General features: G+C 43.5%; 8 protein-coding genes, 1 tRNA gene and 1 riboswitch. All 9 genes read left to right on the top strand.

Features of this window, described 5'->3' with window-relative positions; genetic code table 11:
* A partial coding sequence (locus LKD36_RS16970) for a hypothetical protein (protein ID WP_308460349.1) occupies positions 1-531 on the top strand: 531 nt, incomplete at its 5' end.
* A 153-nt stretch (positions 532-684) separates the two neighbouring features.
* Positions 685-758 (top strand) — tRNA-Pro (locus LKD36_RS16965).
* A 436-nt stretch (positions 759-1,194) separates the two neighbouring features.
* Entirely contained in the window at positions 1,195-2,040 is an 846-nt protein-coding gene (locus tag LKD36_RS16960) for a leucine-rich repeat domain-containing protein (RefSeq protein WP_118771491.1), read from the top strand.
* 2 nt (positions 2,041-2,042) lie between these two features.
* Positions 2,043-2,247, top strand: a riboswitch (cobalamin riboswitch).
* Positions 2,248-2,398: 151 nt separating this feature from the next.
* Positions 2,399-5,533: a dockerin type I domain-containing protein gene (locus LKD36_RS16955; RefSeq protein ID WP_308460348.1), complete on the top strand. Its 3,135-nt coding sequence runs from the start codon at positions 2,399-2,401 to the stop codon at positions 5,531-5,533.
* Positions 5,534-5,551: 18 nt separating this feature from the next.
* Positions 5,552-7,606: a cohesin domain-containing protein gene (locus LKD36_RS16950; protein WP_118771493.1), complete on the top strand. Its 2,055-nt coding sequence runs from the start codon at positions 5,552-5,554 to the stop codon at positions 7,604-7,606.
* 30 nt (positions 7,607-7,636) lie between these two features.
* Positions 7,637-8,362 (top strand): dockerin type I repeat-containing protein, encoded by a 726-nt coding sequence (locus LKD36_RS16945; RefSeq protein ID WP_308460347.1) that lies wholly within the window; start codon positions 7,637-7,639, stop codon positions 8,360-8,362.
* 15 nt (positions 8,363-8,377) lie between these two features.
* Positions 8,378-9,076 carry an LPXTG cell wall anchor domain-containing protein gene (locus LKD36_RS16940; RefSeq protein ID WP_118771495.1) on the top strand — a complete coding sequence of 233 codons (699 nt, stop codon included), beginning with the start codon at positions 8,378-8,380 and terminating at the stop codon, positions 9,074-9,076.
* A complete protein-coding gene (locus tag LKD36_RS16935; RefSeq protein ID WP_308460346.1) occupies positions 9,069-10,316 on the top strand; it encodes a dockerin type I repeat-containing protein in 1,248 nt (415 codons plus the stop codon). Before LKD36_RS16940 ends, LKD36_RS16935 begins: the two co-directional genes overlap by 8 nt.
* 86 nt (positions 10,317-10,402) lie before the next feature.
* Positions 10,403-12,600, top strand: a 2,198-nt coding sequence (locus tag LKD36_RS16930; RefSeq protein ID WP_308460345.1) for a DUF4430 domain-containing protein, incomplete at its 3' end; no start/stop codon positions are given.

Below are 12,600 nucleotides of genomic sequence, written 5' to 3'. Positions count from 1 at the left end.
GAGACTCTGACTGCAAACGACGAAGGAAAATATACCATTCCGGCAGCAAAGATTACCGGAACAGCACTTACCGTAAAAGTAGAGAAGACGGAGAAGAGTGCGCTTACCGTAGATGTATCGAAATACATTGAGCTGAATGGTAAGAATATGTGGCTGGTGAAAGCGGCAGGTACTGTATCCGAAGGAAAGGTACTGGCTTATGACGGCAGCGCAATGTTCTGGTCAGAGAAATACCATGCATACAGCTTCCTCGTTGTTTCTGAAAATACAGAAGAGCAGATGAAGACAGAGGCTGCAGGAAAGATTGCAGAGGCAGACGCAGAGAAGACAGAACTGGCATATGACTTCGATGTGAACCTTAGTAGCAAAGTAGACATCAACGATGCACAGCTTACATACGATATGTATAATGCAAAATACGAGGATTTTGATACGGTATCCATGCATAAGTTCCTGGACGCAGATGTAACTGGAGATGGAAAATTAACAGTTGAAGATGCAACCGCAGTAGTGAATAGCTTTATAAAGTAAAATATGTTATAATCAGAAAGCAGGAAGACCTTAGATTTTCCTGCTTTCTGAGCTAAAAAAAGAAAAATAAAAAAATTGAAAAAAACTCTTTACAAATCTGAAAAACCGATGTATACTAAACAAGTGCTCTGGTGATGGGGCAAAACACAATAACGATGCGTGGCTCAGCTTGGTAGAGCGCTGCGTTCGGGACGCAGAGGTCGCAGGTTCAAATCCTGTCGCATCGACTCCTTGGCAGGGGCGTCAGTTATCTGCTGGATAACTGAACAGAACCGGAATCAGTTATGGTTCCGGCTTTTTTTTTATAAATTACGTTAAAAAGGTGACAAATAAGCATTGCTTTGTAACGATTTATGAGCTATACTCATAAGTGATACAGAGTGTCTGGTACTGTATATACAGCAACAGAACTGAAAAGACAATTTGGTGCAAATCCGAAGGGGCAACGCCGCTGTGAACATGAAGAGATCTGTAAAATGGTAAAATCCAGAACAGAATTTTGAAATGTGACCCAGGAAGTCTACTGATCACGGTTTGATTTTCATACGATAACTGGATATTTTTTGACAGAGCATAAACACGTTTGCGTATCATGGGCAAACGTGTTTTTTTATTATTAGGGATAGCTAATCTTAACGAGACAGAATATCAGTAAGGGGAATTATGGGAAATATTTATCATACCGGAGTCTGGGTATCAGACCGCAATTATGATGTGTTTGACAGGCGCTTGGGCAAGTCAATGGTTGACCGTGAGATAAGAATTGCGGAGCCGTACCGCAGAATTGGAAGCGGTGCAATGAAGAATAATATTAAGATGAAACGGTTGCAGATCGGGAATAGTGTAAAAGAAATTGGGGAAGAAGCATTTCAGGGCTGCAGCAATCTGCGGTTCCTTACCCTTGATGGGGTGCGAACCGTACAGAGAAGTGCATTTCAGGGATGTACCAGTTTGAAAACGTTGGATATTCCAAAGAGTCTCCGTTATATAGAGAAAAATGCATTTATGGAAAATAAAGCTGTTCGAGAGATACGATATGAAACAGAAAATCTCAGTACCGTGATTTCTCCAGAAGTATTCCGTGAATGCAATCGACTTCAGCTCATTGTACTTCCTGAAAAGCTGGAAAAAGTTGGACCTAGAGCTTTTTATAAATGCAAAGAGCTGGATGGCATTCAATTTCCTGCCACATTGAAAGAAATCGAAGAAGAAGCATTTTATCAAAATGGATTAACGGAACTGCATCTTCCGAATGGATTGGTAAAGATTAGTGACAGCGCATTTTTTAAGTGTACGCAGTTAGAATATGTGCGAATTCCGGAATCTGTAAAAATAATTGGCAAATGGGTATTCCACGGATGTAACCGATTAAAAGTTCTGGAAATTCCAGGTGATCCAGAGGTTGTAGGAGACTGGATTGTAAACAGAAGTTGTACCATACGTTGCAGAAAAGGCAGCAAAATTGATAAGTATTGCCAGGAGAATGATTTTCTGTGTGAGTATTTATAAATCGTAGAAAGTAAGACTTCAGTGCTTTTTGAACTGAGAAGAACAAAAAGCTAAGAGAGAACCGGGTGAGATTCCCGGATGGCACCGCCGCTGTAAGCATCGATGTTGATATTCAAGGACGCAAGTCGGCCACTGGGGGACTGGGAAGGCAGAATAGCCAGCGCTTGAGATGTAAATCAGAAGACCTGCTGAAGAAACTTTCGATAGAATTAATTACATATTTTGAAACTGGCAGAAAAACGGCTGCAGAACTTTTAAGTTCTGCAGCTTTTTTTGTAAGTTTGCACGACGGATGTGTAACTTCAGCGGAAGAGAAATTGCCCGTTTTTAAAATAAATCATCATAAGGAGGGAAAAAGATGAAAAGAAAGACATGTGCTTCTGTGTTAGCGCTGATATTAACCTGCGCTATGGTAACAGGCAGTCTGCCTGTGGAAGCAAATGCGGCAGAAGCAGCGGCAGCATCAGAGTTGACGGCTGTTCAGGATGAGAGTCAGGAACAGGCGGAAGTGACTGATGAAACAAAGGAAGCTGGCGATGAAACAGCTGGTGAACAAGAACAGGTGACGGAGCCTGGTCAGGAAGAAGAGAAACAGGAAGAGCAGACGACGGAGCCTGCTCAGGGAGAAGAGGAACAGAAAGAGCAGACGACGGAGCCTGGTCAGGGAAAAGAAAAACAGGAAGAACAGACGACGGAGCCTGGTCAGGAAGAAGTAAAACAGGAGGAACAGACGGCGGAGTCTGGTCAGGAAGAACAGATAACAGAAACGGTTGATGATCAAGCTGCATTTGATGATCAGGCGGCACCGATTGCAGTGCAGGCAAGAAATACACAGTATTTAGACAGTGTAGCGATATATGAAACATTGTATTCGAATGGAACGCTGGCAGATGAAATGGAGTTGGAAAAGTGTGATGAAAATGAATACAATCTGTACACATATGATATTCAGACTGCATCTCCATTTTTAGTTACTGCACTTTCTGATGAGGCGCCTGATGACACGGTAGTTACTGCAAAATGGACGCAGATGATTACTGGAAAAGAACAGACCCCGACACTGACGCCGGGAACAGCGAAACAGCTTAACTGCATAACAAAATCTGCAACGACGACAGGACAGGATGTTACAGTTACTGCATCTTCAGCGGATGAGGGAGAATCACAGACGGTAACCATCCATGTTCTGAGAAAACCTTGTCTGCAGACACTTTCCATTGCCAATAAATCCGGTGAAGCGATAGAAATTGATAATGGGTTTAAGTGGAATGCGAATACCTCTTATATTAAGACATGGCAGAACATGACCGCCACCACAAAAGCGGATACAGCTGTTTTCACTGCGGCACAACATACGGATATTACAGATCAGACCTATCAGATTCTTTATAATGGAAACGCAGATCAGAATGAAATACCTCTGAGTATTGGTGAAAATGCTGTTACCATTACTGTTGTAAATAAAGAAGGTATCACAAATACATATAAGGTGACTATTACCAGAGAAGAAGATGCAGGAACAGGCAATGTCTCTTTTGAAACAGATCCGGAAGACGCTCTGGTTGTAGTAAAAGATAAGAATGGTGACAGAGTCTGGCCAGATCATGATAAAACCTGGACTCTTCAGATTGGAGACACCTACAGCTATGTTGTAACAAAAAATGGCTATATTGGCCAGAAAAATAATTTTGTAGCAAAAGCAGGTACAGCGGAGATCACGCTGGAGAGGGCAACAGACAATAATGATATCGACAAGACCATCTATGCACAGTGGGGAAATTTCCGAAACGGTGATGATGAGTTAGGTATTACGACATCAAAAACGCCGTATAATCCAGATGATGCAGAACTGCTCTGGGCAGTAAAATACGGAACAGGATGGGCAGCAGCACCGGGATCTCCGATTATGGTGGATGGAGATCTGGTAACTTACACAGGTTCTACAATCCGCAAACTGGACAGAAACACAGGAGCAGTTGTAGCGGAAGGTACTATGGTAGGTTCCTCCAGCTTCTCCATTGTTCCGGCAACGTATGGTGACGGTATGATTTTTGTTGGTCTGAGTAATGGAAGAATTCAGGCATTCAATGCAAAGGATTTGACCTCCCTCTGGGTTTATCAGAACGATCTGAAAGGTCAGCCGAACTGTCCAATTACCTATAAAGATGGTTATATTTACGCAGGTTTCTGGAACAGTGAGGAGAAAGATGCCAATTTCGCATGTATCAGTGTAACTGACGAGGATTCTTCCAAAGCTACGGAAGCAAAGGTCGCTTCCTGGACATATAAGCGGGCAGGAGGATTTTACTGGGCTGGTGCTTATGTAACAGACAAATTTGCAGTGGTAGGAACCGATGACGGAGCCAGTGGATATAGCACGGAAGGTGCAAGTCTGTTGGTATTTGACCGGGAAACCGGAGAATTAGTGGATTCCTGGGATGGTATCCGCGGAGATATCCGTTCTAATATTTCTCATGATCCGGAATCTGACAGAGTGTTCTTTACCAGCAAGGGCGGTGTTCTCTGCAATGCACAGATTGACTGGGAGACTGGAAAAATCACAGATAAACAGTCTGTAGTGATTGTAGGAGCAAAAGGAAATGAATATGCAATGTCCACCTGTACGCCGTCTGTATACAATGGAAGAATTTACATTGGAATTGCAGGAACAAGTCAGTTTGGAGCAAATTCCGGTCATGCCATTGGTGTATATGATCTGAATGAGGATGGTTCCATGACCCAGGCATATGCATATGCAATCCTTGGTTATCCGCAGACTTCTGCTATGGTAACGACGGGATATGTAGATGAGGATGGATATGTATATATCTACCTCCCGTATAATTATACGCCGGGTGGTGTTTCTGTACTGAAGGATAAAAAAGGTCAGACAGAACCGTTGACGACGACCGATTCTGGTTACAGTGAAGTGTTTACTCCGGTAAGTCCTCTGGCACAATATTGTATCTGCTCTACCATTGCAGATGAATATGGAACTCTTTATTACAAAAATGACAGCTGCTATATGATGGCAATTACATCGAAGGTAGAATCTATTGAGGTAACAGAAGAGCCGACTTCCATTACAGAAAAAAATGGAACTATTACCGCAGAAGGACTGAAGGTTGTCTCCAATCTGAAAAACGGCGAGCAGAGAGACATCAGTGATGATGTAAAAGTAACTAAACAGGACGATGGTACTTATCTTGTTACCTATACATATGGATTTGACAATGCAAATTACGGACTGAAGACGCTGACCACCACATTTGGAAAGTCTACGGTTGTTTATGGTGATGTGAATGGTGATGGAAAAATTAATAGCGGAGATGCAGCACTGACTTATGCATATGTCAATGGAAAAATAAAATTCAAAGAAGGTCAGTTGAAAGCAGCTGATGTAAATGGAGATGGAAAAATTAACAGCGGAGATGCAGCACTTATTTATGCGCGTGTCAATGGAAAAATAGAAACATTTCCAGCAGCAAAATAATAAAAAGGAGAATTTTGTATGAGACAGATAAAGAAAGCAATTTCATTCATCTTATGCTTCTGCATGATGTTTGGCTTTACTCTGGAAGCATTTGCCGGTTCGGTGAAACCATCAGTAGATAAGACAAGTGTGGCAGCAGGAGAAAGCGTTACCGTAACTTTGACTTTGGATGAAGATATTGCAAATTGTACCTCATTTGAATATTGGCTTTACTATAATTCGGATAAATTTACTATGACAGGATCTGAAAATGGAAATTCTTGTAATGGTATGAAGATTTCTTCTCCTATGACAGGTGCAGATGGCGCGTATTATGTGGTCAGCTTTGTAGATACTTCTTCTGAGGGAGTTACGATCAAAGCTGGAACTATCTATAACCTGACTTTTACTGCTAAAGATGATATTTCATCCAGTGATGATGTATCTTTTAAAGTAAAAAGAGAATCTGTTATGGATACTACATGGGTAGAAGTAGATGCAGATAAAGTAACTGCGGGAGATCCGGTCAGTGTTACGGTAACTCCTGCACCGGCTACAGCATCTTATAAAGTGGATCTTGAGGGCACTCAGACAGTTCAGATGGGTGAAACGGCCCCGGTAACTGTAAAGATTGCCTCTGATAATGCAACAACTTACAATGCGGTGGATGTAACGCTTAAGTATGATAAAGAGAAACTGGCACTGGATACAACTTCTCTTGGTGAAGGATATACCATTACGAATGATGCGTCCAATGGAATTGTAAGGGTTACTGGTTATGGTGAAGAAAAACAGCTCGGCAACGCATTTACTCTGAACTTCAAGGCACAGCAGGTGGGCACAGCAGAAGTGGCATTTACTTCTGCAAAAGTAGATAAAGCGGATCATGCAATCAGTGATGATGCGCCGGAAGCAACAAAGGTTACAGATAAAGTTACCGTTACTGTTGGTGGATATACAGTAACTCTTTCGAATGATTTTGATGGTGCAGGTACAGCAACTCCGGATGCAGATTATACCTTTACTGCAAAAAATACACATTATGATTATGATGTAATTGCGAAGATCGGTGATACTCAGCTTACAGTGACAGACAATGGGGACGGAAGTTACACCATCAGTAAAGAGCAGATCAATGGAAACATTACCGTAACTGCAACCAAAACAGCTAAACAGTATGATGTAACAGTTACCGGAAATGGCGCTGCAGATGTAACGGCACCGGCAAAAGCAACCTATGGAACGGATTATACTTATACTTTAACGCAGGATAGCAACTATGCTTATACGGTAAAGATTACAGCTGGTGGCACAGAGATTACTTCAGAACTTCAGGAAGGAACTGCAAATCAGTACAAGATTGCAGGGGATAAGATTACAGGTCCGGTAGAGATTAATGTGGCCAAAGAGCAGACAGCAGGAACAATTACTTTTGAAGGTGAGGGTGCCGGAGATGTAGTTGGAGGAACCAGCCAGAATGCTCCGCTTCATCAGGACTTTACTTTCACGATTACAAAAGCGGCAGATTTTGTATATGCAGTAACCGCAGTAAAAGGCGAGAATACGGTTAATGTAAACGATAATGGAGACGGTACCTATACCATTGCAGCAGCTGATATTGACGGTGCAAACATTATGGTAAATGTGGCTAAAAACCCGAACAAAACCGCAGAAGTATATCAGTATGTGAAACTGAATGGCAAGGTAATGTATCTGGTTGTTGCAAATGACAGTTCTCTGACAGAAGGAAAAGTACTTACTTATGACGGTTCCGCAATGTACTGGTCTGAAAAGTATGACGGATACTGCTGTCTTGTAATTTCTGATAAGGCTGAGCAGGAAATGAAAGAAGAAGCAGTAAAACATCTTGGAAGTGTGGAAGGAACCAAGATAGAAATTGATTATTCTGGAGATGTCAACAAGACAGGCCAGATCGATATCAACGATGCCCAGCTTGTATATGATATGTACAAACCAGTATATGACGATTTTGATATCTTATCTGTAGAGAGATTCCTCCGTGCTGATATGAATGGAAGTAAGAATCTGACGGTTGAGGATGCAGTAGCAGTTGTATCTGAGATTCTGAAATAAAGGGTTTGGTTTTAGAAGGAGAATACCTATATGAAATATGGAAGAAGAGGATTTACAGCTCTTCTTGCACTGATACTGGCGGCCGGTTCCGGTCTGCCAGTGTCGGCTGCTGAGGTAAAAGTGTCATCCGATCAGACGAAGGTGACCAGTGGAAGTGATATTACATTGACCTTGACACTGGATGAAGCAGTGAATGATGTGATCTGTTTCGACTACCGGGTTTATTTTGATATGGATAGTTTCTCTCTGAAGAAGAGTACGATAGGAACCGCATGTGAAGACGCACAGGTCAGTACAAAAGCGATGACCTATGGTTCGGAACAAAAACCTTGTTATAGTGTTAATTTTGTAGATACAACATCTGAAGGAGTTGCTCTACGAAGCGGGGAGATCTGTCAGCTGACATTTACGGCGAAAAAAGATATGACAGCGGATTGGAAAGATACATTTCGAGTAGAACGTGAGCATTTTGCTACAACGGATTACTGGAATACATTGAAGGAAACGGACAATGGTAAGGTAAGTTATGATGTAAAATCTTCTATAGTATATGGAGATGTAAACGGAGACGGTAAGATTAATACAGCGGATGCTGCATTAACCTACGCAAGCATTAATGGCAAGGTAACACTTAAAGAAGAACAGCAAAAAGTAGCGGATGTAAATGGAGATGGCAAGATTAATACGGCAGATGCGGCAATGATTTATGCCCGCGTCAATGGAAAAATTGCAGAATTTCCGGCAGAAAGCAAGTAATAAGGGAGACGGAACATGAAGTGGAATAGAAAAAAAGGGCTGACTCTGGCAGCATTTCTGATGGCATTCAGCCTGGCAGCCGGCATTCCGTCTGAAGCTGCAGAAAACTATCGGATTGGAATTGGGAAGGATCAGACCGTAACAGCAGATCAGACAGTACTTCTGGATATAACAGTAGCTGCACCGGGTGGAACTTTTAACACAGCCGATCTGACATTTTCTTATGAAAAGGATTATCTGACATTTGACCAGAAGGCATCAACAGGTCTGGATGATTATACGGTGCAGGAAGAGAACGGAAAACTGCGTCTTCTCAAATATGGAGAAAAACAGCAGGATGGAAAAGTGTTTCAGCTGGCATTTCATACGGAAAAAGCCGGTACGACAAAAGTAACCATTGATTCTGCACAGATGGACGTAGAGAGTCAGGCAATCACCCGGGATGCACCGGAAGCAGAGAAAGATCCGGCACAGGCTACCCTGACCATCGAGGCAAAAGCAAAGCCGGGAAAGAAACACCATCATTCCTCCAGTAAAACAGAAGAGACAGCAACTTCTGGATCAAATACAGCTGCAGCAGCAGCGTCTACACCTCAGAATCTGCAGTCTGCCAAGACGGGAGATCAGGGACCGATGCTTTGGATTGTTCTTGCAGCAGTAGCAATGATTGGCTGCATTTGGGTATTGACGAGAAAGAGAAGAAGGCATGAATAAGAAATTAAAAATTTTTAGAAGAATCAGTGCCTGTTTTCTGGCAATTGCACTGTTACTGACGCTTCCTGTTCAGCCGGTTCTTGCAAAGGATCCAGCTGATGCATCTCCTTATTCATATGAAGAGACAGCCCAGGAAAGCGTACATGTGGTTGTGACAGTATCCTGCGATGGAATTCCCATTGTAGGACACGATGAAGATGAGACAACATTGGCTCATCTGGATGTTAATATTCCGTGGTTTTCACTGGAACCATATGGACTTACTGATTTTGAACGGTATCACACAAAAGATGGAACGGGAGCATATATCGACAAGGAGTTAATCAGGCGTCCGACATTACTGCATTTATATATTTATCTGTTGGAACGTTATTGCATGGGACTTTCTGAAGATGAATGCGGGCAGGGCCAGCTGCAAAACGGAGTAACTGAAGCAGATCCGTATGGTTCTGTAATGAATATGAAAGGTGACATTGCATACGAACCGACCAATAAAGTGTTGAATATTACGGGTAGTCCGACATCTCTTTATATGCAGCAGTTCTGGGGACATGATGAGAACCTGATGTACTATCGAAATCATGTATATCCGTTGATGAGTAAAGGTTGGGGAGCTACAGCAGATTATATATTGCTGTCAGATGATGATTCTGTTGATCTTGCCATGTTTACGAACTGGAATTTCTGGACAAACGGAGCATTTTTAGCCTTTGAACATGACTCTTATACATGCACAGCCGGGGAGGCATTGACTGGAAAGACATTAAAATATGATACCAGTTCTGTAGCTGATGGCGGTTCGGAATCCTTTGAAGCTGCAGTTGACGGAAGTCTTCAGGGATATGTAGTTCTTGGAGAGGACCGCACTCTGACAGATCAAGTTTTTGATGCAGGTGAAGGTGGAACTTGGAGTGTAACATTTGATAAGCCGGGAACCTACTATATTGTTGGTCTGGATGCAAATGCCGGTACGGAAGATGCATCATGTGCTCCGCCTACAGCCAAGGTAACGGTAAAACCGGTTCCGATGCTGGGAGATATTAATCAGGATGGAACGGTTACCAGGAGAGATGCGTCCATGGTATGGAGCATTGCCAAAGGAACCCGGACAGTTGGAGACGACATTATGAAACTCGCGGATGTAAACGGTGACGGACAGGTGGATGCACTGGATTCTGCGATGATCTATGGCTATGTATCGGGAAAGATAAAAGAATTTTCTGGAAAACTGACCGAGTAAAAGAATATGTAAGTAAAGTACTTCCTGTTCTTCAGAGAAGAACAGGGGGTTACTTTGCGTTATAGGAGAAAAAGAAGGTGGGGAGTATGCACAGAAATAAGAAGAGATTGTACCGCATATTTGCGATATTTCTTGCTTTTCTGCTGGCAGTCGGGCATTTGCAGATGCCGGGGAAGGCGATACGCATAGAGCCTGAAGATCCGATTACGACAGAGCCGGAAGTACTTCTGACAGAAGATTACTCGGATCAGGTGGATCAGGGCTATCTTCTTCTGGCAGAAACCGGAACCGGTGATGGGGACAGTGAAGCCGGGCAGGATGAAAATCAGAACGAAGAAGAATCAGAAGAAGAAACGCAATCGGAAGAGCAGAAGCCGGAGGAAGAGACGCAGCCGGACGAACAGAAACCGGATGAGGAGGAAAAGGCAGAGGAGCAGGATTCAGAGGATCATACAGGCGAAGATTCTTCGGATCATTCTGATGAATCAAAGTCAGATGGCAGTCAGTCCGGAGGGAAGACTACGGATGAAAATACTTCGGGAGGAGATCAGCCCGGAAATAATGAAACAAATACAGACAGTGGAAATGGAACCGGAGATACACCGGGAACCGGAGAGGATACCGGAAATACACCGGGAGATGGAGATAAGAAAGATGATGGCAGTCAGGATCCCGATCAGCCGCAGCCGGTGGAACCGGACAATCCTGATCTGGAAGAAGGTCTGGTAACGGATCTTTCCAGTAAAACTATATTATTTTCTGAACTTACCAATGATCAGTTTTCATTCTACGCCTATTACACACCGGAGAGTGTGGATGCAAATCTGAGAGTAAAATACAGAGCTCAGAGTGATACGGGGAATGGAACCTGGCTGAGAGCGGACGGACATAATTACAGTACCAAACTGAAAGCCGGGAAAAATGAGATTACGGTTTCCTATAAGGATTCCAAAGGAGAAAAGAAAACAAAGCGTTATATTATAACCTATGAGGCGAATAAGGCGGATGAGCGTACACCGGAAATCGGAGAAAACCCGCCAACCATAGAGACAAACCTGGATGACTGGGAAGGCTACATTCAGCAGCAGAATTTTACCTTCCTGGTAAAAGCGAGAACCTGGCAGGGAGAAGTGATCCGCTCCAATCATATCTGCGTGACCATGGATGGGCAGACGATCACGAATCCTACAGGAAGTTCTACTTACGAATATGCATTGTGGTTTGAGCGTCCCAATAATCAGGATATCGGTCGACATGTCATTACGGTTATGGCATGGGATGACGAAGGAAATTCTAAGTTTGTCAAATACATTGTAGAGACACTGGTGCCGGATGATGGAGAAGTGATTGGATCTGTCACGGTGGTAATAGATGCAACAACGGTAGATCTTGGCATTATTGACGAGGCAGATGGCATTGAACTCATACAGGGAGAGACAGCGGCAGATGCACTTCTGAAGATGCTGGATGAATACGGATATACCGCAAATTATTCGGGAAGTGCTGCCAGCGGATTCTATCTGAGAAGCCTGGAGCGCGCAGATACTTTTGCAGGAGCCGAGATTGAAGAACATCTGCAGGAATTGCTGGAGCGGGATAATATTACATTCACCTCTCCGTGCAGCGGAGACCAGCTGGGAGAATTTGATTTCACAAGAGGCTCCGGATGGATGTATTCAGTGAATGGTTCCTATGCGGCAGGAAAAGGGATGTCAGAATACCATTTGAATGATGGAGATACTTTATATCTCCGCTTTACACTGGCATATGGAAAAGATATCGGCGGTTCTGAAGCATCCGGTGGAACGGAAGGAAGTCTGTCCGGTTACTGTGGTACCTGGATCAATGGTTCTTATCATGCGAAGGATCATAAATACGAAGAGACAGACAGAAAAGACCCGGAACCGGGAGTAGCAGGATACATAAAATACACCTGTAAAATCTGCGGAGATGAGAAAACAGAGGACCTGGATCCGCTGCCGGAGAATCCGGATGTACCGGACCCCGACAAGCCAGATCCCGATCAGCCGAATCCTGATCAACCAGATCCAGACAAGCCGAATCCTGATCAGCCGGACCCCGACAAGCCAGATCCCGATCAGCCAGATCCAGACAAGCCGGATCCTGACCAACCGGACCCCGACAAGCCGGATCCCGATCAGCCAGATCCTGACCAACCGGACCCCGACAAGCCGGATCCTGACCAACTGGATGAATTTATGAAGCAGATCCTTTATCTGGATGTGAAAGCAACCTATGATGACGGAACTGTTACCAGAAGATT

This window comes from Hominiventricola filiformis, assembly GCF_020686965.1.
GTDB lineage: Bacteria > Bacillota > Clostridia > Lachnospirales > Lachnospiraceae > Hominiventricola > Hominiventricola filiformis.
Note: the sequence above shows the minus strand (reverse complement) of the source record. Positions and strands in the feature narration are given on the sequence as shown.

Bases quoted from the DNA above. Each gene is read 5' to 3' on its own strand.
- LKD36_RS16960 (WP_118771491.1), top strand. From the start codon at position 1,195: ATGGGAAATATTTATCATACCGGAGTCTGGGTATCAGACCGCAATTAT.
- LKD36_RS16955 (WP_308460348.1), top strand. From the start codon at position 2,399: ATGAAAAGAAAGACATGTGCTTCTGTGTTAGCGCTGATATTAACCTGC.
- LKD36_RS16950 (WP_118771493.1), top strand. From the start codon at position 5,552: ATGAGACAGATAAAGAAAGCAATTTCATTCATCTTATGCTTCTGCATG.
- LKD36_RS16945 (WP_308460347.1), top strand. From the start codon at position 7,637: ATGAAATATGGAAGAAGAGGATTTACAGCTCTTCTTGCACTGATACTG.
- LKD36_RS16940 (WP_118771495.1), top strand. From the start codon at position 8,378: ATGAAGTGGAATAGAAAAAAAGGGCTGACTCTGGCAGCATTTCTGATG.
- LKD36_RS16935 (WP_308460346.1), top strand. From the start codon at position 9,069: ATGAATAAGAAATTAAAAATTTTTAGAAGAATCAGTGCCTGTTTTCTG.